Origin of the sequence: Natronorubrum halophilum, assembly GCF_003670115.1 — an archaeon.
Taxonomy (GTDB): Archaea; Halobacteriota; Halobacteria; order Halobacteriales; family Natrialbaceae; genus Natronorubrum; species Natronorubrum halophilum.
This window is the reverse complement of the sequence record NZ_QQTY01000001.1, coordinates 1,135,212-1,158,391: the sequence shown is the minus strand read 5'-3', so window position 1 is coordinate 1,158,391 and position 23,180 is coordinate 1,135,212. Positions and strand designations below refer to the sequence as shown.

Sequence of the window (23,180 nt, the reverse complement as noted above, 5' to 3'; positions counted from 1 at the left end):
GCCCCAGTATGCGCTATCTCGAGATCACCATCCCGAAGGGGAAGCGACGGCCCGTCCTCGACATCCTCGAGGAGGAGGGAGTAGACTACGTCGTCAGCGACGAAACCAGCGGTCGAGGATACGCCGCCGTCGTCAGGTTTCCGCTGCCGACGCGGGCCGTCGAACCGGTTCTCGATCGACTGAAACGGGCCGGAATCGACGACGACGCCAGCACCGTCGTTATCAACGCCGAAACGGTCATCTCGACGGAGTTCTCGACGTTGGAGGACCGATACAGCCACGGCGGCCAGAAGGGGTCACGCACCTCGAGACAGGTACTCCGGACGAAGGCGGACGAACTCACGCCGCCGTTTACGATCTACGCCGTCATGTTGCTCATCAGCGCCGTCGTCGCGACCGCCGGGTTGCTTGCGGACTCGCCGGCGGTCGTCATCGGCGCGATGGTCATCGCGCCGCTGCTCGGTCCCGCACTCGCCGCCAACGTCGGGATCGTCACCGGCGACGACCGACTCAAAGCGACCGGCTTCCGCTACCAACTCGTCGGCGTGGCGATGGTCGTCGTCGCCTCGATCGCCCTCGCCTTCCTCGCCCGCATGGCCGGCCTCGAGCCGGCGGGAGTCGATATCGTCGTCGCGACGGAACTCGAGGAGCGCGTCTCTCCCAACCTCTTTTCGTTGGCGGTGGCGCTCGGTGCCGGGATCGCCGGCATCCTGAGCCTCACGCGGGGCTTTTCGGAGGCCATCGTCGGCGTCATGATCGCCGCGGCGCTCATCCCGCCGTCGGCCGCGGTCGGGATCACGGTCGCCTGGGGAATGCACGGCGCGGCGATCGGCGCTGCCGCCCTCGTGATCGTGAACCTCCTGTCGATCAACCTCGCCGCGCTGGCGACGCTGTGGGTCGCCGGCTACCGCCCGCAGGGGTTGTTCGAGGTGTCGCCGACTCGGAGGCCGACCTACACCTACGCGGCTCTCTTCGGGATCGGACTGCTGGTTCTCGCCGCCCCGCTAGCCGGCGTCACCCTGCTCGATTTCCACACGACGGAACTCGAGTCGTCGGCCGAAGACGAGGTCGAAGCGGTGCTCGCGGAGCCGCGGTACGATCATCTCGAGGCCGACGCCGTCACGGTCGAACTCGACGGCAACTATCCGGTCCAGTCCGTCGAGGGGGTCACCGTTACGGTCAGCGGGGAGGACCCCGGCCCGGAGCCGGGACTGGCTGATCGACTCTACGAGGCGATCGAACCCCACGGCGACGAGTCCGTCGTCGTCGAGGTTCAGTACGTCGTCGCCGAACAACGCGGCGGAGACGAGACCCAACGGACGGCGAGTTAGCCCTCGAGCGAGCCGTGAGTCACATCGCCGTCCCCATTCCCGCCCCGATCGCGACGCCGATGGCGATCCCGATCGCCAGATTATCCATCGCGACGCCGATCGCGACGCCGATCGCGACGCCGGTCCCCATCCCGATCGCCATTCCGGTCCCGTCGGAATCGTCTCCGTCGCCTTCTGCCGTCGGCTTCGTTTCGTCTGCCATACCGGTTGAGTCGGGTGCAGACCTGATAGCGATATCTCTCTGAGCCGGGTCGCCGGTGTCTCGAGTCAGCCCTTCCGCGGCCATCGTTCACCCTGGGTGACATCTCCACTGGTTTTATTATGGTGGATTACTAACACCTATGTATGGGTAATCCGACACGACAACGGTACGTCCCCGCATCGACGTGGTTCCGCATGAGTAGCGCGACCATCTACGCGGTGACCCTCGCCGCCCTCCTCGCTGCAACGACGTCGGCGGTGCTCTTCTCGGCCGGCGCACCCGAGTTGAGCGTCCCGATTGCCGGGACGATGTTCGCGGTCGTCGCCCTCGGTCTGGCCGCGGTTCACGCGTTCGAATACTGCCGACACAACGGCGTTCCGCTCCTCGAGTCGCGTCGGTAACTCGGAGACCGTTTTCCGTGCGATTCGAACGCATTTTCCGATAGTGCTACTTCGAGCCACAGCGCGCTCGCCTTCACGAACTGTCTCGAAAGCGAGCGGTCGGCGATTTACCTGGGATCGGTCGATCGCTTTCTCACCGACATCGACACGTCGACGAGGTCTTCGACCACCTCTCGAGCAGGCAACCGTCTGCGGCCTGCTCGATTTGACCTCTCGCATCGATTCAACCGACGTGAGAGCGATGCCTGCCGATCCGGATGCGTCGAAATGCGCCGATCTACCCGCTGAAGAGTACTACTGTGGCTACGGTTGCACGATCGTCTCGACTGCCTCAAAAATTCTCACTGTAGCGGAGTTCAACAGCGCAAAATAACGAACCGCTCGAGGCGACGCCACGGTCGGCGCGGTCGAACGCGACCGGGCCGGTTGTTCGACCGGATCAGGACGCGTTCTTACAGTTCTTTTTGTACTTCTCGTACTCGCGTTTTGCGCGCTCGTAGGCGTGGCGCTTCTTTTTCAGTTGCTTCTTGTTCACCTTCCCTTTCTCGTATTTCTTTTTGTACTTCTCGTACTCGCGTTTTGCGCGCTTGTATTTGCGCTTTTTCTTCTTCTTTTTCTTCCCGTTGCCCCCATTAGCGGGTTCCTTCGTAAACTCCAGAATCTCGCCGTACACCACTGTGCTGCCCACCTGGGCGACCGCCTGGAACTCGTAGGTTGTGCCAGTCTCGAGGTTCGTCGCCGTCGCACTGAACGGCCCGGGTTCGGTGAGGACCGCTTCGTCGGTGAACGTCCACACCGTCGTTCCCTTGACGCGGTACAGGAAGTAAACGGTAACCTCCGCTGCACCCTCGAGTTCGAGCAGTTCGCCGTTGAGCGTGGCCGTCGAGCCGTTGACCTTCGTCGCTGGCCTCGTCTCGACCTCCAACTCATCCGGCCCGAATTTGGTGAACGAGAGCGTGACTCCGAGGAACCGTTCGCCGTTCGCGACCATGACCGCCCGGAATTCGTACGTGGAACCGAGTTCGAGGCCTTCGATCCCGGCGCTGAAGTCGCCGGGTTCGTCGAGCGTCTGGGAATCGGTGGCGATCCACTCGTCCGCGCCGAGTTCACGCCACTCGAAGAAGACGTCGACGGTGTCGAAGTCGCCGAGATCGAGCGCTTCACCGTTGAGCGTCGCGGTCGAGCCGTTGATCTCTGTCGCCGGCTCCGTCTCGACGCTGGGGACGCCGGCCTCAGCTTTGGTGAACGAGACGATGGTTCCTTCCTCACGCGTGCCATTGGCCACTACGACCGCCCGGAATTCGTACGTGCTACCGGGCTCGAGGCCCTCGATCCCGTCGCTGAAGGAGCCGGTCTCTTCGAGCGTCTGGGGCTCGGTGGCGGTCCACTCGTCCTCGCCGAGCTCACGCCATTCGAAGAAGACGTCGACGGAATCGAAGTCCCCAATCTCGATCAATTCACCGTTGAGCGTCGCCGTCGATCCGTTGATCTCCGTCGCCGTCTGGGTTTCGACGATGGGTGCGCCGGGTTCGTCTTTGGTGAACGAGAGAGTGGCCCCTTCGTCGCGCGTGTCATCGGTCACTGCGACCGCCCGGAACTCGTACGTGCCGCCGGGCTCGAGGCCCGCGATCCCGGCGCTGAAGTCGCCGGGCGCGTCGAGCGTTTGCGGCGCGGTGGCAGTCCACTCGTCCGTGCCGACTTCACGCCACTCGAAGAAGACGTCGACCGCGTCGTAGTCCCCGAGATCGAGCAGTTCGCCGTTGAGCGTGGCCGTCGATCCGTTGACCTCCGTCGCCGGCGACGTGATGACCTGCGGTACACCTGGCACCTCCTTGATGATGCGAAGCGTGGCTCCTTCGACTCGTTCGCCGTTCGCCAGCCCGACCGCCCGGAATTCGTACGTGGTGCCGGGCTCGAGACCCTCGATCCCGTCGCTGAAGTCGCCGGGCGCGTCAAGCGTCTGGGGTGGGGTGGCGATCCACTCGTCCGTACCGAGCTCGCGCCACTCGAAGAAGACGTCGACGGTGTCGTAGTCACCGAGGTCGGTTAACTCACCGTTGAGCGTGGCCGTCGAGCCGTTGACGTCCGTCGCGGGCGTCGTGACGACGTCGGGGACGGCCGAATCGCAACTGACATTGAGCGTCGTAATATCGAGACCGATCGCGATGTTGTCGGTCTCGAGCGAGTACGTTCCATCCGCGAGATTCCCCCACGTCGCCGAACCACCGGCGGGAACCTCCATCGTCTCCTCGTACCCATCGGGACCGGTGACGGTTACCATCACCGAGACGTCGTTGGGATTCGTTACCGTGATCTCCCCTTCCTCATCTACACACGCCGAGTCCACTTGCAGGTCGACGAGATCGCAATCGCACCCGGTAACCGTCGCCATCTGAAGATTGACGTCGGTTTGGGCGTACAGACAGCCGTCCACCGTTGCGTTGGTGAGCACGTTGATCCCCGTCTGGGCCAGCACGACCCCCGCAAAGTTCGCGTCCGTTCCGATCTCGACGCCGGGACCGCCGGCGACCACCCAGACGATGTTTTCGGCCTGCGCGCCCCCTTCAAGATTGACGGTCACCCCGCTCGCCACGCTGAGACCGCCCGCGACCTGGAAGATCCAGGTGTCGTCCGGGCCGCCGTCGATGGTGATATCGTCGTCGATCGAGAGGCCGGTATCCCAATTGTACACTCCCGGAGTCAGTGTTTGCCCGGCGAGGTTGCCGCCGCCTAAATTCGTTTCATCTGGCGGGACGCGGCCGTACGCATCGGTGAACGCGGTTTCCATATCGCTCACGGCCGTGGTCAATCTGGACGGTGTTGGCTCCGAATAATCGGCCGCGTACACCCGTCCGCCCACCTGCGTCGATGTCGAATAGACGCCGGATGCATCCAGCGTCAGATCGAACCCGGTTATGGCGGTCGACGCGATCGGACTCACGCCAATGTCCCCTGTCACGTCGGAATTGGGAACGCTCGAGATCCCGGATTTTGCCAGGATCGAAAAGTCACAGGCCGTCCCGAGATCGACCGGTGCTGGACCGTCTTGCTGGATCTGGACCGGGGGATCGCCATCTTCTTGCGCGGCGCCCATACAACCGGCGAGACCGGCTGTGAGTAATCCACTCGATGCGAGGACCGTCCGTCTGGTTGGACTGTAATCCATACCTGAGAATCAGCGAATCAGTACATTGTAAATCACAATCTGTATCTACGAAACCACACCCTGTTTCGAGTGATCGTTTCGATTGCACCTCGTTTTCAGAATAATACTCAATTGGGAGTACGTCGCCGAGGTAGTCGGTGCCTACGGAGTGCGGTAGGCCCCATTGGGGATTCTCGAACGGCTACCACCAGAGGCGACGCCCGCCTCGACGGATCCAAATGCGAATGCCCGCGGCTGTAACTCGCTGGCCGGCTTCGGACCGTAGCCTGCCGGCCCGTCATATCTGCACGATTGATCGTCGTATAAACGGCCAAACTGGTTTATGGTCGTTGACGGTGTAGTTCGGCCCATGGCAACGACGGGTAACACTCCCGGCGAGAAGGCGTTTGCCGATCTTCCAGGCGACGCCGTTCGGTCGTTCGAGGCGGGCTTCTCCGGTGACGCCGTGCTCCCGGCCGACCCGGAGTACGAACGGGACCGACAGATCTGGAACGGAATGATAGACCGATATCCGGCGATCATCGCCCGCTGTGACGGCGTCGCCGACGTCGTCGCGGCGGTCTCCTTCGCCCGCGAGCAGCGGCTTCCGCTCGCGATTCGGGGCGGCGGCCACAACGTCGCCGGGACGGCGATCTGCGACGGCGGACTCGTCGTCGACCTGACGCCGATGCATAGCGTGCGCGTCGATTCCGAAGCGCGAACGGTCCGCGTCGAGGGCGGCGCGACGCTCGGCGACGTCGATCGCGAAACGCAACTGTTCGGCCTCGCGACCGCCCTCGGGGTGGTCTCGGAGACCGGGGTCGCGGGGCTGACGCTCAACGGCGGTTACGGCCACCTGAGCCGCCAGTACGGACTGTCGCTGGACAATCTACGGAGCGTCGACGTCGTGACCGCGGACGGAACGGTTCACACCGCAAGCGCCGAGCGGAACGAGGACCTGTTCTGGGGACTCCGCGGCGGCGGCTCCCTCGGCGTCGTCACGTCCTTCGAGTTCGACCTCCACGAGGTCGGCCCCGAGGTGTACGCGTTCTTCGCGTGGTTCTACGCCGACGATGCGCACGCGGTGATGGAACGATACCTCGAGTGGACGGCGGATGCGCCGCGGGAGGCGAGCATCCTCGCGTTCACCGCGCACGTCCCCGATACCGAGGAGTTCCCCGAAGAACTGTGGGGCGAACCCGCCGTCGCCATGCTCGGTTCCGGGCACGGCGACCTCGAGGGCGCCGCCGACGGTTTCCGGTCGATCCGGGAGAGTGCGACGCCCGTCGCCGACTTCAGCGGACCGATGGACTACGTCGATCTGCAGTCGATGCTCGACGAGGACTACCCCGACGGGCTCCGGTACTACTGGAAGTCGGTCTACCTCACCGAGATCACCGACGACGTCGTCGAGCTCATGGTCCGGTACAACGAGTCGGCTCCGTCGCCGCTCTCGACCGTCGATCTCTGGCACCTCGGGGATGCGGTCGCCGACGTAGCCCGGGACGCGACCGCGTTCTGGCACCGCGACAAGCCGTACATGCTCACCGTCGAGGCCAACTGGGAGGACCCTGACGACGACGACGCGAACGTGGCCTGGGCCCGCGAGGTAATCGCCGAAATACAACCTCTGCCGGTCGCGTCGGGCCGTTACGGCAACTTTCCGGGGCTGAACGAGGACCCCGAGAAACTGCGCTTCGGCGACAACTACGAGCGAGTAATCGAACTACAGACGACGTACGATCCGGAGCACCTGTTCAGCGCGAACGGGGCCGACGCTCCGCGAACGGGTGGTGAGTGAGCCGCGCCCGCTCGGTCGTACGTCGTCTGCGATGCGACCCGACTGCTGACCTCAACTCGCCTCTGACGACGGCCGATACCGACGACTCACGGCCTTCCAGCGGCCGCGTCGGAACAGCCAGTAGTTAACTCCGGCCGGCACGGTCGTCTCGAGCAACAAGGCGAGGTAGAGCGCTCCGATCCCGAGCGGCGTGACTAATCCGAGCGCGGCCGCCGGGAGCGCGAAGCCGTACCGGCCGACCAGGGAGGCGACGAACGGTAACCGGGTGTCGCCGGCACCCAAAAGCGCGCCCGCTGCGGCCCCGTCGATACCGTAGCTGATCGAACTGATCGCGCCGACGGCGACGAACGTCGCCGCCTGTGCGGCCTCCTCGGGACCCGTGACGAACAGGCTCGCGATCGGTTCCGCGAAGACGACGACCACCACGGCCAGTCCGGCGTACAACACGATCGAGAGCCGAATAATCGCCGCACCGTAGGCGCCCGCCTCCGCCTCGTCGTTCGACCCGAGGTGCTGGCCGACGAGCGAACTCGAGGCCAGCGAGAGCCCCCAGTTGATGCTGTTGATCAAGCCCCGCACCCGACGGCCGACCTCGAGCGCCGTGACGACCACCGGGCCGAACGTGGCGGCGATCCACAGCAGCGGGAAGACGACGATTCCCTGCGCGAGCCGCCGGCCGATCTCCGGCGCGGAGATCTCGATCACCTGCCTCATTAGCGACGGCTCGAGCCACGACCCCGATGCGGTCACGGGAACCGGGCTGGGTTCCATGCCGAGCGCGCCGTAGGATCGGCCGATCATTCCCCAGGCGAGGACGACCGTCACGAACCCCGTCGAAACGGTCGTACCGATCGCCGCTCCGGCGACGCCCATCTCGAGGCCGAAGATGAGGAGGCCGCTGAGGACGATGTTGAGCGCGGCACCTCCCGCGCGGGCGATCATCTCCGTGAACGTGTCGCCGACACCCGTGTAGGTTCGACTGGCGATCAGGTTCAGCATCTCGAACAGGACGGCCGGCGCGACGAACGTGAGGTAGGTGGCCCCGTGCTCGAGCGACGCATCCTCGGCCCCCAAGAGGCCGATCAGCGAGTCGGCGAAGCAGAGAAATACGGCGACGACCGGCACTGCGAGTACTACCACGAGCAGGATGCTCTGTTTCACGACGAGCGAGGCGCGTTCGGTCTCCTCCCCGCCGTAATTTTGCGAGACGAGGCTCACGGTGCCGCCCGCGAGTCCCAGCCCCAGCATCGTCACGATCTCCCAGAACGCGAGCGCGTACGCCAGCCCCGCGGTCCCCGCTATCCCGACGGCGATCCCGACCATCGCGAGGTCCGCCGTCTGCTTGGACATGATCGCGAAGCCGGTCACGATCCGGGGCCACGCCAGATCCACAGTCGGGCGGAACCGCTCGGCGTCGATAATTCCGAGGCGCTCGAGCGCCGTCGCGAGCAACTCGACTGCCGCCTGCCGGCCCGTCATTCCCTGACTGTTTCGGGACGGGTGTCTTCCGTCTGTCGACTGCGCCGCGGCCGATCGGACGCGTCCCGCGCGGTCGTCTCTCGAAAACGCAACTACCCGGTCCCAATGCGGGACGTCACGACCGAAGCCTCGAGAGCATCGCCTTGAGATGCGTCGGCGAGACGAGCGATGTGGGGCGGTCCATGTGGACACCGATCTCGCCGGAGAGCGCGCCGAGGCCGACGTGCTGGAGCGGTTCCGGGAAGGAGTAGGCCCGGCGGAGGTAGCGCCCGAGTTCCTGCTCGCGCGCCAGGTCGTCGCGCCAGGCGTGTTCGTAGGCCGCGAGCGTCACGGGACGTTCCGGGTCGATCTCTCGAGCGGCGTGGTCGGCGCAGGTCATGCCGTAGAGGATGCCGCCACCGGTGAAGGGCTTGGTCTGGGCTGCCGCGTCGCCGATGAGAAACGCCCGCCGGCTGGTCACGCGATCCGGCGGGTCGATCGGAATCGCGCCCGAGCAGCGATGGGAGACGTCGATCTCGTAGCCGTCGATCAGTTCCCGGAAGTGCTTGTTGACCTGGACGCCCGGGGGCGCGGCCAGCCCGTACTCGACGCCCGCCTCGCCGCGCGGAATGCGCCACGCGAAGAACGTCGGCGCGGTGAGGTGGACGTCGACGAAGTTCTCGTGGTCGTCCTCCTCGGAGAACGCCAACACGCCGTGGAGGAGTTCGCCGGGCTGAGGGAGCGAAAGCTCGTCCCGAACCCGGGACCGTGCGCCGTCGCAGCCGGCGAGCATCTTCGCCTCGAAGCTGACGGTGCCGTCGGGGCCGTTGGCGACGACCTCGACCCGATCGCGGCGCTCGGTCACCGCCGTGACGGTGTGTTCCTCGCGGACGTCCGCGCCCGCCTCGCGCGCGAGCTCGGCGAGGTGGCGGTCCAGTCCGACGCGGTCGATGACGTTCGACGCGACCTCGTCCTTGTAGAACGGGTAGGACTCGCTGTGTGGCCCGCCGACGTGAAAGCGCGCGCCGTAGACCTCGTTCTGGAACAGTTCCTCGCGTGCGCCCTCGCCGGTGAACGCCCAGATGTCCGTACTCACGTGCCCCGAACAGGCGAGCGGCGTCCCCACCGTTCCCTGCTCGAGTGCGAGCACGTCATAGCCGTTTTCGGCGGCTCGTCGCGAAAAGCGCGCCCCGGCCGGGCCGACGCCCACGACGACGAAATCGTACATGTACGGTAGGACTCCGTCGGAGAGTAAATACCTTCTCGAGACGCCGCCGATGGGTTCCGGCGATCCGCGGAAGACGACGCGCACGGGACGGCCTCGAATCGTCCGTCGCTGGACGCGTCCGCCGACCGGTGAACAGATATTGTTTTATGAGTTGTCCGTACTCGAGTTAGTGTGAACGCGACGCCAGTAGCGTTCGTCGTCGAACGCTCGCCGACCCAGTTGCGACCAGTTTTCGGCGATCCTCGCCGACTGATCGGCCGATGATCGGTGGGATTTCTACCGGGGCGCTGGTCGTCTTCGGACTAATTTTCGCCGCTCTCGTGTTGTTCGTCACCGAAGCGCTTCCGAACGACGTGACGGCGATCGGGATCATCGTCTCGCTGGCCGCACTCGAGCCGCTGACGGGCGTCGGCCCGCAGGCGGCGATCTCGGGCTTTGCGAGCACCGCGACGATAACGATCGTCGCGATGTACATGCTCAGCGCGGCGATCCAGCGGACGGGCCTGGTCCAGCGACTCGGACTCTCCCTCGCAACGGTGACGAACGGCAGTGAGAAGCGAGCGCTGGCGGCGACGATCTGTACGACCGGACCGCTCGCGGGCGTTATCAACAACACGCCCGTCGTGGCGGTCTTCATCCCGATGATCTCCGAACTCGCCGAGAAAACCGGCATCTCGCCGTCGAAACTCCTCCTGCCGCTTTCCTACGCGGCGATCCTCGGTGGCACCCTCACCCTCATCGGGACCTCGACGAACCTCCTCGCCAGCGAGTTCGCCGTCGAACTCCTCGGCCGCGAGTCGCTGGGCATGTTCGAGTTCACGCTGCTCGGGTTCGTCATCCTCGTGGTCGGACTCACGTACCTCGGGACCGTCGGCCGCTGGCTGACGCCCGCGCGGATCCCTGTCGACGCCGACCCCGTCGATGAGTTCGATCTCGAGGACCACCTCACCGCGGTCCGCGTTCGTTCCGATTCGAAACCGGTCGGGCTCACCGTCGGCGACCTCGAGGCGCAAACAGACGCGAACGTTCGCGTCCTCCAGCTCCGTCGGGACGGCGAGACGGAACGGAAGCGGCAGGTCCTCGAGTACGACAGTGGGGACGTCGACGAAGACCTCGAGGCGACCGGCGACCAGCGACTCCGCCGTGGCGGCGAGATCCGGACCGAAACGACCGCGGAACCGGTCGATGCCGCGGCCGAGTCGTTCGTCGCGGTCAGGTCCGATCAGCGCATCCGCGAGGGCGACGTTCTCACGGTCCACGGCAGCCTCCAGGCGGTCAACCGCTTCGTCGAGGACCAGGACCTGAGCCAGCTCGTCCGGAAACGAGTGACCGAAGAGACGTTCGATAACGCGCCCAGCGATGACGTTCTCGCCAAGGCGGTCGTCCCCGATGACTCGGAGTTCGTCGGCGAAGTACTCGCCGAGATGAACGTCCGGAAGTTCTACGGAACGACCGTGCTGGCGATCCGCCGCGAGGGCGATCTGCTCCGGACCGACCTCGGAGACGTTCGATTCGCCGCCGGGGACGTCCTCTTGCTCCAGACCGATCCCGACGCGATCGAGCACTTCTCCGCGTCGAACGACTTGGTCTTCGTCGACGAGGACGCCTTCGAGCGACTGACGGACGCCGATCTCGAGGAGGTCGCCCCGCTGTCGCCGAAAACGCCGGTCGCGATCGCGATCATGGCCGGGGTCATCGGCGCGGCCGCGTTGAACGTCGCGCCGATCGTGATCACCGCGTTCGCCGGCGTGTTCCTCATGGTCGTCACCGGCTGTCTCTCGATCAACGACGCCTACGACGCCGTCTCCTGGAACATCGTTTTCCTCCTCGCGGGCGTGATTCCGCTCGGTATCGCCCTCGAGGCCACCGGCGGTTCGCAGATCATCGCGAGCGCCCTGGTTTCGACTGCGGACGTCCTTCCGCTCGTCCTCGTATTGTTACTGTTTTACATCGTCACGGGGCTGCTCGCGAACGTCATCACGCCCGTCGCGACGGTCGTGTTGATGATCCCTGTCGCCGTCGATGCGGCGGTGAGTCTGGGCGCGTCGGAGTTCTCGTTCCTGCTCGCGGTGATGTTCGCCTCGGCGACCTCGTTTATGACGCCGGTGGGGTACCAGACGAACCTGATGGTGTACGGCCCCGGGGGCTACGAGTTCACCGACTTCCTCAAGGTCGGCGGCCCGCTCCAGTTCCTGCTGGCGTTCGTCACGACGGCCGGAATCGTCCTCATCTGGGGGTTGTGACGGTTTTCCGTTTCCCCGACGGACTCGGCTGCTCGAGCGCTCATCACTGCAAACACTTTCAAATGGGGTTCCCCGAATCGTGACTCCTATGTGCGATCTGTTGACAGCCGACGATACCGCGTTGATCGACCTGAGCATCGGCCTCGAGGACGGTCCACCGAGCGAACCAATGCCGCCGTCTATCGACGCGTTCGACCACGAGGTGGGGGCCGAGCGACTCGCCCAGAATCTCCGGGCGCTCGGCCACGATATCGACGCGAGCGACTTCCCCGAGGGGATGGGATTGGCCTGGGAAGATCTCGAGGTGATCCCCCACGCGGGGACCCACCTCGACGCGCCGTGGCACTACGGTCCCGAAGTCGACGGCGAACCGGCGAAGACGATCGAGGAGATTCCCCTCGAGTGGTGTCGCGGGAACGCGGTCGTGCTCGACTTCCGGTGGATGGAGCCCGGTGCGGAGATTTCGGTGGCCGACCTCGAGGCGGCGCTCGACGAACTCGGCCACGACCTCTCACCCGGCGAGATCGTCCTGATCCAGACCGGTGCCGACGAGCTGTGGGGCACGCCCGACTACCTCACGCAGTTCCCCGGCATGGGCGGCGAGGGAACGAAATACCTCGTCGAACGGGGCGTGAACGTGATCGGTACGGACGCCTACGGCTTCGACAAACCCTTCACCGCGATGGGCGAGCGCTACGTCGAAAGCGGTGACGAGGCGGAGCTGTGGCCGGCCCACGTCGCCGGTCGCGAGGTCGAGTACTGCCAGATCGAGAAGATGGCAAACCTCGATGCACTGCCGCGCAAGACCGATATTCCGATCGTTGCGTTCCCCATCAAGATCGAGAACGGGAGTGCGGGCTGGGTACGTCCTGTCGCTTTTATCGAGAGCGCCGGGAGAGGTGCGGATGTATGAAACTCGCAACCTTCGAGGTGCGAACCCCCGTCGGCCCGGTCGAACGCATCGGTGCCGTGGCCGAGGCGGCCGAGAGCGAGGGTGTGGCTGCCGGGGAGGCCACACTCGTTGATCTCACCGCGGCTTACGCCGCGACACTCGAGGCCGAGGGCGAACCCGAACCGACCTCGCTCGCGCCCACGTCCCGTCGGAGATGATCGCCTTCCTCGAGCGCGGCGACCGGGCGATCGACGACGCGAGGGAAGCGCTCGAGTACGCGGCCGAGACCGACGCCGAGCGCTGCCCTGACGGGGCGAAGATCCGCTACGAACCGGGCGAGTACGATCTGCTCGCGCCGCTTCCGCGCCCCAACTCGCTGCGCGATTTCATGGCCATCGAGGAGCACGTGCAAAACAGCACGGACGGCGAGATCGACGACGTCTGGTACGAGTTGCCAGTGTACTACAAGGGCAACGCCGACAGCGTCGTCGCGCCGGGCGAAACGATCCGGTGGCCCGCGTATTCGTCGATCATGGACTACGAACTCGAGATCGCGGCCGTGATCGGCAAACGAGGCCGGGATATCGCGGTTGAAAACGCAGAAGACTACATCGCCGGCTACACCGTGTTCAACGACTTCAGCGCCCGCGATATCCAGGGAACGGAGATGAAGGGGCGACTCGGCCCGGCGAAGGGCAAGGACTTCGCGAACGGGCTCGGGCCGTACGTCGTTCCCGCGAGCGATATCGACGTCCTCGAGGCCTCCATGACCGCCCGCATCGACGGCGAGGTCTGGTCCGAGGGTACTGTCGACGAGATGTACCACTCCTTCTCCGATATCATCGCGCACGTCTCCCAGTCCGAGACGCTCCATCCCGGCGACGTCATTGGCAGCGGGACCGTGGGTGGGGGCTGTGGACTCGAGTTGGGTACGTGGCTCGAGGACGGCGATACGGTCGCACTCAAGGTCGAAGGGATCGGCACCCTCGAGCACACCGTCCTCGAGTGAGAACGCCGACCCGACCCCCTTCCCGCCACCTCCGCTCCGCTTCGGCGCGTCACTCGACTCGCGTCGCGCGAACGAGCGCCTTGAGGTTCGCGAACGACCGGACGGTCCCGTCTTCGGCCTCGATCTCGAAGAACGACGCCGCCGCCGGCGAGGCGTCGAGCAGCACCGACTCGAGTTCCGCCCGGCGGTCGGCGTCGACCGACTGCGCGGCCGTCCAGCTATCGAACTCGAGGGTCTTCCTCAGACGGTGGACCCCCTCGACGACGAATCCCCGTTCCTCGAGCCACTCGCACCACCGATCCGTGCGGTACGAGCGGACGTGCGTCGGATCTCGGAGCCGTTCGACGCGGTCGAGAAACGACTCGAGCGCGTCGTCGTCGGGCGCGACGCTGTCCTCGAACGCGAACGTCCCGCCCGGACGAAGCACGCGGGCGACCTCCGCGACGAACGCCTCCGGGTCGGGAAAGTGGTGGGCCGCGATTCGACACGAGACGGCGTCGAACGAGTTCGCGGCGAACGGTAACCGCTCGGCGTCGGCCATCGCGCCCGCAACCCCGTCGAACTCCCGTTCGGCGGTCGCGACCATCGCTCGCGAGGCGTCGACGGCGACGACGGTCGAGACGCCGCGCTCGGCTACGGCACCGGCGACGTGTCCCGCGCCCGTGGCGACGTCGAGCACCTCGTCCGCGTCCCGACACCAGTCCGCGAGCCGTTCGAGATCGGTTCCCTGCCTGTGGACGTCGCTGTCGAAGTAGTCGACAGCGGCGACGTCGAACGACGACGCGGCCGCCCGTTTCGCCTCGGAGTCGTCTCTCATCGAACTCGAGTAGGCGGTCGAGAAACATAATTACGATCGAATCGACGGCATCGACTACCCGTCGTCCCGGTCGAGCAGTTTCCAAAACCGCTCCGTGTCCCCCTCGAACCGATCGAGCAGCGCACGCATCTCGGCTCGGTGCTCGTCGCTCACCTTCACGTGGACCATCCCCTCGTCGGGTTGGCCGTAGACGACGCTCGCACCCTCTGGTGCGGCGACGATGGCGGGCAGCGCGACCAGATCCTCCTCGCCCTCGACGAGGACCGTGGTCGGTTCCTCGCGGGCGAGTCCCTCGAGCAGCGCCTCGATCACCGCCGCCGAAATCTCGGCGGGCGGGTTCATGGCCTCGAGGTGCGTCGCTTCGGTGACGGTCTCGCGGATCTCTTCGTCCACCTCCTGTCGTTTGGTTCGCTCGTCGACGAGCGCGACGTCCGGCGGGCGACCCGCCTGCAGGAAATGGTAGGTGACGACGTCGCCGACCGCGATCAGTGGCCCGTCGACGTCCTCGAGGAGCGTCTCGGCGTCGGTTTCGATCGGCCCCATCGGCTCCTTGAGTTCGTGGCGGAGGTCGTCGGGGAGAACCAGCAGTTGTTCGTCGGGATCGGCGGGATCCGATTCCGACGACCGCTCGTCGTCGCGAGCCACAGTTACCGGACTTTCAGCGCGTACGCGCCGGGTTCGGTTACCTGCATCTCGGTGGCGATTTCGCTCTCCTCGGGATGGGCGATGACGACGTAGCCGGCCCAGTCCTCGGTCAGCGACGAGGAGTTACAGGAGTCGCAGGTTTCGTTGTCCGGATCGTTGACCCGGTGGCACTCACGACAGACGAGTCGATCCGAGGCCATCGTTATTCACCCGCAGCCGCTTCCTGCCTCTCGTGTTCGTCCTCGAGCCACCCGTGCTTGCCGAGACCGGGCTGTTTCGCCGTCAGGCCGATCTTCGAGTCGCGCGGGTTGCGCTCGTCGATGCTCTTGGTGACGATGCGCGTCCGGACGGCGTCGTCGACCCCCAGCGTCTGGCTGGACTCGTTCGATGCGAGTTGCTGGTTTTCGCCGTCGAAGGCGAGGTACTCGTCGCTGATCTGCGAGACGTGCAACAGGCCGTCGACGGGGCCGATGCCGACGAAGGCACCGAACTCGACGACTTCGACGACCGTCCCGTCGACGACTTCCTGCATCTGCGGATCGAAGGTCACGGCGTCGAAATCGGCTTCGTAGTAGACGCCCGGGCGGTTCGGTAGCACCGTCCCCTCACCGATGTCGTGGACCTCGGTGACGGAGACGACACTGCCAACCTCCTCGTCCATCCGCCCTTCGAGTTTGTCCTGCAGCAGTCGCTTCACGAGGTCCGGCGAGACGTCGCCGAGTTCCTCCGGTGGTACTTCTACCGTGTCTTTTAGTCTGACCCGTTTGTACATCTATGGTTGAGTGATCGCTAACTTGTTTCTCCCGCGTAATGCAATTACCGGTACACGCTCCTCGAGTACTCGGTCGCAAAGCGGGCGATCGTTCGTAACGACGTAGTCGACGACGCCCTCGCGGGCGAGTTCGACCAGGGCATCGTCGGCGTACGATGCCTCCGTATCGACGACGAGGCAGCGTTCGGTTGCCAGGTCGTGACCGACGGTTGCGGCTGTTCCCTCCGTCCCGCCTTTCTCCGAGAGGCGGCGGAGTTCTTCGATAACGGCCTGTGGCGCCGTGGGTTCGAACGAGTTCAGGATCCGATCGAGTTCGTCGAACAGTCGGACGTCGAGTTCGACCGGCATCATGAGCGCGCTCGTATCGAGGGCCACCTGCGTCGGCGTGTGCATTCGTCTGTCGTGTCCTCGTCGATCGCTATTCTTTGAGCGTCCCGAGCCCGATCAGCCGCCAGCGCGCACCGATGCGGCGGTTGATCGCGATCTTCGCGCCCGGTTCGGCGGCGACGGGACGCTTGAGGTTGACCTCGCATTCGCCCTCGCGGGCGCTGGTCACGGCTCCGACGGTCGTCGCCGTGCCGACGGTCATCATCAGCGGTTCGCCGGTGCTGATCTCGTCGACTTCGCCGCCGTCGGTTCCGACGACCCGCTCGAGGAGGTCGACGTCCATCGTGAACTCCTGCCACGTCGGCGGCAGCGACCCCGGCGGACCGGCCAGCCGACCGGCGAGGGCATCGCCCTTCGTCAGGGCGGGATCGAGTCCGGTTCCGACGCCGAGGAGGCCGCCCGGCGTGACGGTGTCGACGTTGTTGCCGCCGGCTTGCAGCGATCGAATCGACGTTTGAATCGGGACGTACTCGGTTTGGCCGCCCTCTTCGACTTCGCGGCCGGGCCGGATCTCGATCTCGTCGTCGACCTCGAGTTCGCCGCGGATCAGGCTCCCGCCGAGAACGCCGCCGGAGAGGTCTTTGGCCGTCGTTCCCGGTTTGTTGATGTCGAAACTACGGGCGACGTGCATCCGAGGATCGGCGTCGGGATCTCGGTCCGGCGTCGGGATCTCCGCCTCGATCGCCTGGATCAGCAGGTCGATGTTGACTTCCTGGCCCGCGGAGATCGGAACGACGGGAGCGCCTTCGGCGACGGTTCCCTCGACGAACTCCTGAATCTCCTCGTAGTTGTCCTGTGCCTGCTCGCCGCTGACGAGGTCGACCTTGTTCTGGGCGATGACGATGTTGTCGATCCCGATGATGTCGAGCGCCATCAGGTGTTCTTCGGTCTGGGGCTGTGGAACGGGCTCGTTGGCGCTAACCACCAACACGGCCCCGTCCATCAGCGATGCACCAGAGAGCATCGTCGCCATCAGGGTCTCGTGACCCGGGGCGTCGACGAACGAAACGGTCCGTAGCGGCTCGCTTTCCGAGCCGTCCGGACACTCCTCCTCGACGGTGTAACACTCGGGTTCGTCCGCTCCCTCGCAGTAGCGGAACGTCGCGTCTGCGTAGCCAAGACGGATGGAGATACCGCGTTTCATCTCCTCCGAGTGCTGGTCAGTCCACGACCCACTGAGAGCCTGGACCAGCGTCGTCTTGCCGTGGTCGACGTGACCGACGAGCCCGATGTTCACCTCCGGTTGTTGATTTCCTGCCATAAGACGGTGAGTAATCTTAGATAGAAGTTCCGTCGTGCGCTTGATAAAGGTTGCGAGCTATACCCGTCTCTGGGGCGCGTGATACGCGCCAGAATCACCTCTCCAGTCGCGGTCGAACGCCTCGAATCGGATCGTCGTCGAGCGAACTATAGTAGCCACTGAACGTCACTGCACACCTGATCGCACGACAGTTGTGCGATCAGTGTGTAAATCATTTCAGTTGTTACTATACCACCGGAGAGAATCGAGCAGCTCTGCGTCGAAACGCACGCGTCTCGAGCGTCGCGGTGCCCGGCGGAGCGCTGTGCGTTCTGCGGACGTCGTCGAGGCGGCCGCTCTGTCGCGATCGCTCCTATCGGCCGCCGTCCAACGGTATCAGTATCGCTCGAGCGCCCCCCACCGCACGATTCCGGGGTAGTCGAGGAACAGCCCGTCGACGCCGGCGTCGATAAGCTGCTCGGCCTCGTACCAGGTGTCGACCGTCCAAACGTTGACCGGCAGGTCTCGAGCGTGGGCTTCGGCCACGAGATCGATCGGCTCGTAGGACTCCTCGTCGAAAAACGGCGTGCCGTAGATCATGTCCATCGACGGGTTGATCCCCGCCGTCTCGTACTCGTCGGTGACGTCGAGTCCCTCCTGGATGGACCCCGACAGGAGGTACGCCGCCGGGACGTCGGGGGCGATATCCCGAACCGTCGCGAGTGCGCCCTCCCAGAACGTCGAAAGCAGGAGTTCGTTTCGGTGATCGGTGGCGATGTCGACCACCGTCTCGAGCCACTGCCACGCGTCGCGTTCGGCGTCGGGATCGGCGACCCGACCGAACTGCACGTCGGGAGCACCGGCTTTGATATCGATGTTGACGCCGACGTTGGGCGGAATGGCGTCCATCGATTCGGCGAGCGTCGGGATGGTCTGGCCGCTCTCGAGCACTTCGGCCGAGAAGACGTCCGCCGAGGGCGTCTCGTAGATCAGGCCGTCGGTGTCGGTCAGCCCGCTCATGTCCGCGTCGTGGAAGACGGCGATATCACCGTCGGCGGTGGGGTAGACGTCCAGTTCGATCCAGTCCGCACCCCGTCGTGGAGCGGCGTCGTGCGATCCGCCTCGAGCGGCGAGCGCGAACGCCGCGACGGTGTTCTCCGGATACGTATCGGCGAACCCGCGGTGGGCGATGACGGTCGCACGGTCCTCGTGCGGACCGCGCCCCCTACGAGCGTTGCCGCCGCGTTTCGTCTCGCCGTTCCCGTCGCTCGCACCGACGGTTCCCACGACCGCACTGCCGGCGGTTGCTGCGCCCGCTCCGGCGACGAACTGCCGCCGATTGAGGATGCTCGCGTTCCGCCGGTCGGTCGAACCCGCACCGTTTCCATCGGGCTGATCCGTTTCGCTGTCGGTTTCTGGCATGCAACCCTGAATCTATCGGATCGCACGATAGTAATTTATAATAGTACTATATTGAAGAAATATCTACGGAACGCTTCTCTGTGAAATACGATCGCTTACGGCGGCTCCTCCCCCTTCATCGACTCCGTACGGGAGATGGTCACGATCGTCTCGTGACCCTCGAGAACAACGCGATCTGCATCGAAGGAGATGGTACTCGCGGTCTTAGCTACGACTGGAACTGCCGTCTCCGAACGGTCGGTAACGACTCCGTTCGATCGGCAGTCGCATCGACCAGCGGTGCCGCGGTGAGCGTTTCGTCGATGAGTCGAACGAACGTGTGACGAAGTGGCGGCCCGGCGCACATCGCGTCGTGTGATTCTCGCCGGTCGGCGGCCGTCGCGTGAGGAACGAGCGTGACCGTCGTTCCCTGAGCGTCAATATCGATCAGGAGGTGTGCCAGCGGGTAGGCACAGGTCGCCGGCGCAATGAGCTGCGTGAGCGACCCGGCGCTCACCGTCGCCGGCACGTGGTGGTGGCCGGAGATCACGAGCGGAACGTCGTAGCGGTCGAGTACCTCGAAGACTGTCTCACCGTTTTGAAGCGAGAACGTCTGCCACGGCGAGTTCTCGACGAGATCGCTTCCGAGAATCGGTAACAGGTTGTGGTGGAACGCGACGACCGGGTTCGACACAACCTGTAGCGTCGTCTCGAGCCACTCGAGTTGCGCTCGAGAGAGCGCACCGCGGTGTTCGCCCTCGAGCGAGCCGTCGGGGACCGTCGCGCTGTTGCAAACCACGAGATCGATCCCGCCGACCGATCTGACCAGGGGCAACGACTCCGGCGCGTACCGGTCTTCGAACGACGAAACGGGCGGCGTGTCGTGCTCGTCGCTGGTTTTCGAAACGTCATGGTTTCCGGGCGTCGCGACGAACGGAGCCTCGAGTTCGGCGACGAGTTCGTCGAATCGATCGAAGTTCCACGGCTCGCCGTCTTTCGTGAGATCCCCGTCGAAACAGACGAGGTCGGGATCGGCGGCGTTTATCGATTCGATCGCGGCGGCCGCTCGGTCCTCGGTTCGGTGGAACAGCCTGTCAGTACCGCGCGCCCTGGTGGCGACGTGGAGGTCGGAGAGCACCGCGAGCCGAACTGGGCGCTCGGTCGTCGGTCGTGCGAGCCGTGCGAGAACGATTCCGTCCGCGTCGATCGGCACCATCTATCGCACCTTCTTTCGGGCGTACGCCGGCGGGAGTTCGCTCACGACACTAGCAACAGACCGGCGAACCCGCATTAAGTATTCTAGTTGGCATATTGTACAGTACGGACGACATCGTACGGATACGTAGTGTCTAACACCACTCCGGACAGCTCCGTCCCCGACAGTACAGTCACCGCCGAACACGCTTGTGTCGGTGAATCGATCCGGGGACGGATCGTCCACGTCCGTTTCGTAGGGCGAACCCGGCCGCGAACACCCGACGGCGAATCGATCGCTACCGGACTGCCGCGAGGTCGACGACGGCCGACAGATCCGCCGACAACCAGGTGGTGGTCCGTTCTTCCTCGGGGCACTCGCGCGGTGCGATCGTACACCGATCCGACTGGTTTCGGTAGTGGACGACGACGCACTCGAGCGCGGACGAGGGATCCGCGTCGGTTGCAGCCGCCTCGAGTCGCCGTCGTACCGCGTGGCCGTCGGAGTCGTGTGATGATTTGCTCATAGGGGCGTGTAACCTCGAACGACTATCTAGGGGAACGGAGAAACTACACAAAACCGCTGCTAGTTGTCGTATTGAGTACTCCGTATCGATGTAGGGAGTGCCGTATCGACCGGTACGCTATCGGCACTTCGAGGCGAGCCGCTTCGACCGGTCGGGTCCGAAAAACGTCCGCACGGCGGCGACGAGTTTTGCAGCGTCGAATGAAGTCAGTGCTCGAGCGGCTTCCGATCAACACCGGTTCTCGGGAAGCGATACCCGAAACTGGAACCGCGATCACGTTCGGTATCCGGCGGTTCAGTGTGGCGCGTCCGCCGGCTGGCACTCGAGTAGCAGTTCGCTAATCGAACTCTTTCGGTGGCTGGTCAACAGGTGCGTGTAGGTGGCGTTCCGGGTTTCGCCGGTGTACGAACACAGCGGACAGGCTGTCGATTGCTCGACCGGTGTGGACCGGCTGGCTGTCGTGGACGGGTCGACTGCCGTCGACCGGTCGGCCGTCGTGGAGTGATCGGACATTGTGAATCGGACGGGTGAGGCTGTCGTGGTCGTCTCGGTTGGGGGCGCGCATCGAGAGCAGCCGTCGTCGATCGGTCGGCACCGTTCCGCTGGGGGCGGAGCATCGTCGGTCACCGTCTCTCGAGCGGGTGGTGAAACACCACGCAACTGTTCCGTCCACTCGTCAACACAAGGCTATTTCTAGGAGCCGTACGGATCGCTCTCGGAGCGACTGTAGCACTACGTTCGGCTCCCGTCCGGACGAGTATCCCGTCGGACGGCAGTGATCGCTCGCTCGTCACGGTACTCTCGTTTCTCGCTCCGCGACGCTCGCCTCGAGCGTCGTCTCGGCGATTTCGACGCCGATATCGGCCGTTTGCCGGAGGGCGTCGAACACCGACCTGTACAACCGCGCGTCAGCGTCGGATCGACCGTGCAGTTGCCGGTTGAGCGACGTGAGAGACGCACGAACGGCCGAATGCGTCTCGGTCGCGGACCGGAACTCACCCGCCAGCGCCGCGTCGACGACCGTCCGGGTATCGGTCGTGACGGGTTCGATCCGCTCGCGGAGCGCGTCGTCCGGCGGATCGGACTGGCGCAGCGCGACGGCCGCGATCCGATCCGCGCGGTCCGCGATTCGCGTGAGTTGGCGCGCGATCCGGTACTCGCGAAACGCGACCGTCCGATCGGTTTCCAACTGACCGACCTCCCGCACGTCCTCGAGCCCGCGGTGGAACCCCCGACTGACGAACGCGAACAGTCGGTCGACGTCGCCGTTCCGGTTCTGGACCTGTCGTGCGAGTTCGTCGTCGTTCGACAGGAGGGCGTCGACCGCGTCACCGTGTAACTCGAGCGCGAGTTGTCGCGCCTGCGCGACCGTCTGTGGAAGCGAGACCTCACTGGCATCGAGCAGGTTCGCTATCGAAAGTTGATCGTCGGTCACGTCCTGGATTTCGATGCCGATCAGCCGACTGACGGTTCGCTCGAGCTCCCGTCGCGTGTCCGCCTCGAGGCGGTCCGTTCCGGTGACCGTAATTCGATCGTATCCCGTCGTGTATGCCGCGCGAACCCGCTGTACCACCGTTCGTCCCTCGACCGCCGTCGCCTCGATCGTCACCGACCGATCGCGACCCGAGACGTGCTCCGGGGCGGCCACGACCCGGTCGTCGTGCGGATACAGGTACATCGACATCCCGGACTCGAGGCCCTGATCGAGCGCCCACGCTTTCGGCAACGAGACGACGAACGTGGAGTTGCCGGTCAACTGGACCTTCCGTTCGATGGGATCGGCCGCGCCGTCGGACAGCGAGTGGTGACTCATCAGTAGATCAGTTCGTCGTCGTTTTCGACCATGTACAGCGTTCGCGCGGCGATGTTCACCGCGTGATCGCCGACGCGCTCGAGATCGCGGACCGTCAACAGCATCCGCGAGACGTCCTCGAGGAGCGCTTCGTCACCGAACTTCTCGACCGCGGTCTCGAGTTCGAGCAGGTCTCGAACGACGATCTCGCTCGCACCCTCACAGAGCGCGTCGATCTCGTCGTCCATCGCCGCGATATCTCGCGTCGTCGTCGCATCGTCGGCTTCGTAGGCCGCCATCGCCGCCTCGACCATCTCGATCGTCTGCTCACCGATATAGGCGATATCGATCTCGGAGTAGCGCTCGCGTTCGGCCTGCTTGGTGTACTCCCCGAGATTGACCGCGAGGTCGCCGATTCGCTCGAGGTCGGTGCTGATCTTGAATGACGCGGCGATGAATCGCAGATCGCCAGCAACGGGCTGTTGGAGCGCGAGCAACTCGATACAGGTCTGCTCGAGGTCGAGATACAGCTCGTTGATCTCGTGGTCGCCCGCGATGATCTGGTCGGCCAGCTCGTCGTCTTTCGCTTCGAGAGCCTCGAGGGCTCGCTCGAGTTGCCGACAGACGAGGTCGCTCATCTCGAGGACGCGTTCGCGCAGGTCCGCGAGCTGCTGTTGATACTCGTTTCGTGCCAT

Annotated in this window: 21 protein-coding genes and 2 pseudogenes; 7 read left to right on the top strand and 16 right to left on the bottom strand. The window is 64.9% G+C overall.

Going from position 1 to position 23,180, the window contains the following annotated elements:
* Positions 1 to 8: 8 nt before the first annotated feature.
* A complete protein-coding gene (locus tag DWB23_RS05540) occupies positions 9 to 1,331 on the top strand; it encodes a TIGR00341 family protein (protein WP_121741772.1) in 1,323 nt (440 codons plus the stop codon).
* A gap of 19 nt (positions 1,332 to 1,350) precedes the next feature.
* Here DWB23_RS05540 and DWB23_RS05535 read toward each other — a convergent pair whose 3' ends face one another.
* Positions 1,351 to 1,533 (bottom strand): hypothetical protein, encoded by a 183-nt coding sequence (locus DWB23_RS05535; protein WP_121741771.1) that lies wholly within the window; start codon positions 1,531 to 1,533, stop codon positions 1,351 to 1,353.
* Positions 1,534 to 1,676: 143 nt separating this feature from the next.
* On the opposite strand from DWB23_RS05535, the gene DWB23_RS05530 reads away from it, so the two are divergent.
* Complete coding sequence (locus DWB23_RS05530) at positions 1,677 to 1,934, top strand: hypothetical protein (RefSeq protein WP_162989753.1); 258 nt, start codon at positions 1,677 to 1,679, stop codon at positions 1,932 to 1,934.
* A gap of 117 nt (positions 1,935 to 2,051) precedes the next feature.
* Positions 2,052 to 2,304, top strand: a pseudogene (locus DWB23_RS05525) (IS5/IS1182 family transposase); the annotation flags it as partial.
* 69 nt (positions 2,305 to 2,373) lie between these two features.
* Here DWB23_RS05525 and DWB23_RS05520 read toward each other — a convergent pair.
* On the bottom strand, positions 2,374 to 5,028 hold the full coding sequence (locus DWB23_RS05520; RefSeq protein ID WP_238717352.1) for an ice-binding family protein: 2,655 nt from the start codon (positions 5,026 to 5,028) through the stop codon (positions 2,374 to 2,376).
* Between the two features lie 421 nt (positions 5,029 to 5,449).
* Between DWB23_RS05520 and DWB23_RS05515 the strand changes: the two genes are divergently transcribed.
* Positions 5,450 to 6,880: an FAD-binding oxidoreductase gene (locus DWB23_RS05515; RefSeq protein ID WP_121741768.1), complete on the top strand. Its 1,431-nt coding sequence runs from the start codon at positions 5,450 to 5,452 to the stop codon at positions 6,878 to 6,880.
* 51 nt (positions 6,881 to 6,931) lie between these two features.
* Here DWB23_RS05515 and DWB23_RS05510 read toward each other — a convergent pair whose 3' ends face one another.
* Entirely contained in the window at positions 6,932 to 8,359 is a 1,428-nt protein-coding gene (locus DWB23_RS05510; protein WP_121741767.1) for an MATE family efflux transporter, read from the bottom strand.
* 115 nt (positions 8,360 to 8,474) lie between these two features.
* On the bottom strand, positions 8,475 to 9,566 hold the full coding sequence (locus tag DWB23_RS05505; protein WP_121741945.1) for a geranylgeranyl reductase family protein: 1,092 nt from the start codon (positions 9,564 to 9,566) through the stop codon (positions 8,475 to 8,477).
* Positions 9,567 to 9,826: 260 nt separating this feature from the next.
* Between DWB23_RS05505 and DWB23_RS05500 the strand changes: the two genes are divergently transcribed.
* From DWB23_RS05500 to DWB23_RS05490, 3 genes and pseudogenes are all read left to right on the top strand, one after another.
* The gene (locus tag DWB23_RS05500; protein ID WP_121741766.1) at positions 9,827 to 11,809 is read left to right on the top strand and encodes an SLC13 family permease; all 1,983 of its coding nucleotides are present in this window, start codon (positions 9,827 to 9,829) and stop codon (positions 11,807 to 11,809) included.
* A gap of 88 nt (positions 11,810 to 11,897) precedes the next feature.
* Positions 11,898 to 12,722, top strand: coding sequence for a cyclase family protein (locus DWB23_RS05495; RefSeq protein ID WP_121741765.1), 825 nt, complete (start codon positions 11,898 to 11,900; stop codon positions 12,720 to 12,722).
* Positions 12,719 to 13,710: pseudogene (locus tag DWB23_RS05490) on the top strand (fumarylacetoacetate hydrolase family protein). Before DWB23_RS05495 ends, DWB23_RS05490 begins: the two are co-directional and overlap by 4 nt.
* A gap of 49 nt (positions 13,711 to 13,759) precedes the next feature.
* On the opposite strand, the gene DWB23_RS05485 reads toward DWB23_RS05490, so the two are convergent.
* The 12 genes from DWB23_RS05485 to phoU form a co-directional block, all read right to left on the bottom strand.
* Positions 13,760 to 14,527 (bottom strand): class I SAM-dependent methyltransferase, encoded by a 768-nt coding sequence (locus tag DWB23_RS05485; RefSeq protein WP_121741764.1) that lies wholly within the window; start codon positions 14,525 to 14,527, stop codon positions 13,760 to 13,762.
* 54 nt (positions 14,528 to 14,581) lie between these two features.
* A complete protein-coding gene (locus DWB23_RS05480) occupies positions 14,582 to 15,172 on the bottom strand; it encodes a GTP-dependent dephospho-CoA kinase family protein (RefSeq protein ID WP_238717349.1) in 591 nt (196 codons plus the stop codon).
* A 2-nt stretch (positions 15,173 to 15,174) separates the two neighbouring features.
* Positions 15,175 to 15,372: a transcription elongation factor subunit Spt4 gene (spt4, locus tag DWB23_RS05475; RefSeq protein WP_121741763.1), complete on the bottom strand. Its 198-nt coding sequence runs from the start codon at positions 15,370 to 15,372 to the stop codon at positions 15,175 to 15,177.
* A gap of 2 nt (positions 15,373 to 15,374) precedes the next feature.
* Positions 15,375 to 15,944, bottom strand: coding sequence for a DNA-directed RNA polymerase (locus tag DWB23_RS05470; protein ID WP_121741762.1), 570 nt, complete (start codon positions 15,942 to 15,944; stop codon positions 15,375 to 15,377).
* Complete coding sequence (locus tag DWB23_RS05465) at positions 15,945 to 16,337, bottom strand: PIN domain-containing protein (RefSeq protein ID WP_121741761.1); 393 nt, start codon at positions 16,335 to 16,337, stop codon at positions 15,945 to 15,947. It abuts the gene before it with no gap.
* Between the two features lie 25 nt (positions 16,338 to 16,362).
* Positions 16,363 to 17,592 (bottom strand): translation initiation factor IF-2 subunit gamma, encoded by a 1,230-nt coding sequence (locus tag DWB23_RS05460; protein WP_121741760.1) that lies wholly within the window; start codon positions 17,590 to 17,592, stop codon positions 16,363 to 16,365.
* A gap of 375 nt (positions 17,593 to 17,967) precedes the next feature.
* On the bottom strand, positions 17,968 to 18,993 hold the full coding sequence (locus tag DWB23_RS05450; RefSeq protein WP_238717348.1) for a glycerophosphodiester phosphodiesterase: 1,026 nt from the start codon (positions 18,991 to 18,993) through the stop codon (positions 17,968 to 17,970).
* A gap of 208 nt (positions 18,994 to 19,201) precedes the next feature.
* Entirely contained in the window at positions 19,202 to 20,188 is a 987-nt protein-coding gene (locus DWB23_RS05445; protein ID WP_121741758.1) for a metallophosphoesterase family protein, read from the bottom strand.
* Between the two features lie 277 nt (positions 20,189 to 20,465).
* Positions 20,466 to 20,693 carry a DUF7511 domain-containing protein gene (locus DWB23_RS05440; protein ID WP_121741757.1) on the bottom strand — a complete coding sequence of 76 codons (228 nt, stop codon included), beginning with the start codon at positions 20,691 to 20,693 and terminating at the stop codon, positions 20,466 to 20,468.
* Between the two features lie 294 nt (positions 20,694 to 20,987).
* Positions 20,988 to 21,206: a hypothetical protein gene (locus DWB23_RS05435; protein WP_121741756.1), complete on the bottom strand. Its 219-nt coding sequence runs from the start codon at positions 21,204 to 21,206 to the stop codon at positions 20,988 to 20,990.
* Between the two features lie 277 nt (positions 21,207 to 21,483).
* Complete coding sequence (locus DWB23_RS05430; RefSeq protein WP_121741755.1) at positions 21,484 to 22,506, bottom strand: phosphate signaling complex PhoU family protein; 1,023 nt, start codon at positions 22,504 to 22,506, stop codon at positions 21,484 to 21,486.
* Positions 22,506 to 23,180, bottom strand: coding sequence for a phosphate signaling complex protein PhoU (gene phoU / locus DWB23_RS05425; protein ID WP_121741754.1), 675 nt, complete (start codon positions 23,178 to 23,180; stop codon positions 22,506 to 22,508). The genes DWB23_RS05430 and phoU overlap by 1 nt, the downstream gene beginning before the upstream one ends.

Excerpts from the sequence above, each read along its gene's own strand:
- DWB23_RS05540 (WP_121741772.1), top strand. The coding sequence starts at position 9 with ATGCGCTATCTCGAGATCACCATCCCGAAGGGGAAGCGACGGCCCGTC.
- DWB23_RS05535 (WP_121741771.1), bottom strand. The coding sequence starts at position 1,533 with ATGGCAGACGAAACGAAGCCGACGGCAGAAGGCGACGGAGACGATTCC.
- DWB23_RS05530 (WP_162989753.1), top strand. The coding sequence starts at position 1,677 with ATGGGTAATCCGACACGACAACGGTACGTCCCCGCATCGACGTGGTTC.
- DWB23_RS05520 (WP_238717352.1), bottom strand. The coding sequence starts at position 5,028 with ATGGGCGCCGCGCAAGAAGATGGCGATCCCCCGGTCCAGATCCAGCAA.
- DWB23_RS05515 (WP_121741768.1), top strand. The coding sequence starts at position 5,450 with ATGGCAACGACGGGTAACACTCCCGGCGAGAAGGCGTTTGCCGATCTT.
- DWB23_RS05510 (WP_121741767.1), bottom strand. The coding sequence starts at position 8,359 with ATGACGGGCCGGCAGGCGGCAGTCGAGTTGCTCGCGACGGCGCTCGAG.
- DWB23_RS05505 (WP_121741945.1), bottom strand. The coding sequence starts at position 9,566 with ATGTACGATTTCGTCGTCGTGGGCGTCGGCCCGGCCGGGGCGCGCTTT.
- DWB23_RS05500 (WP_121741766.1), top strand. The coding sequence starts at position 9,827 with ATGATCGGTGGGATTTCTACCGGGGCGCTGGTCGTCTTCGGACTAATT.
- DWB23_RS05495 (WP_121741765.1), top strand. The coding sequence starts at position 11,898 with ATGTGCGATCTGTTGACAGCCGACGATACCGCGTTGATCGACCTGAGC.
- DWB23_RS05485 (WP_121741764.1), bottom strand. The coding sequence starts at position 14,527 with ATGAGAGACGACTCCGAGGCGAAACGGGCGGCCGCGTCGTCGTTCGAC.
- spt4 (WP_121741763.1), bottom strand. The coding sequence starts at position 15,372 with ATGGCCTCGGATCGACTCGTCTGTCGTGAGTGCCACCGGGTCAACGAT.
- DWB23_RS05470 (WP_121741762.1), bottom strand. The coding sequence starts at position 15,944 with ATGTACAAACGGGTCAGACTAAAAGACACGGTAGAAGTACCACCGGAG.
- DWB23_RS05465 (WP_121741761.1), bottom strand. The coding sequence starts at position 16,337 with ATGCACACGCCGACGCAGGTGGCCCTCGATACGAGCGCGCTCATGATG.
- DWB23_RS05460 (WP_121741760.1), bottom strand. The coding sequence starts at position 17,592 with ATGGCAGGAAATCAACAACCGGAGGTGAACATCGGGCTCGTCGGTCAC.
- DWB23_RS05450 (WP_238717348.1), bottom strand. The coding sequence starts at position 18,993 with ATGCCAGAAACCGACAGCGAAACGGATCAGCCCGATGGAAACGGTGCG.
- DWB23_RS05445 (WP_121741758.1), bottom strand. The coding sequence starts at position 20,188 with ATGGTGCCGATCGACGCGGACGGAATCGTTCTCGCACGGCTCGCACGA.
- DWB23_RS05440 (WP_121741757.1), bottom strand. The coding sequence starts at position 20,693 with ATGAGCAAATCATCACACGACTCCGACGGCCACGCGGTACGACGGCGA.
- DWB23_RS05435 (WP_121741756.1), bottom strand. The coding sequence starts at position 21,206 with ATGTCCGATCACTCCACGACGGCCGACCGGTCGACGGCAGTCGACCCG.
- DWB23_RS05430 (WP_121741755.1), bottom strand. The coding sequence starts at position 22,506 with ATGAGTCACCACTCGCTGTCCGACGGCGCGGCCGATCCCATCGAACGG.
- phoU (WP_121741754.1), bottom strand. The coding sequence starts at position 23,180 with ATGGCACGAAACGAGTATCAACAGCAGCTCGCGGACCTGCGCGAACGC.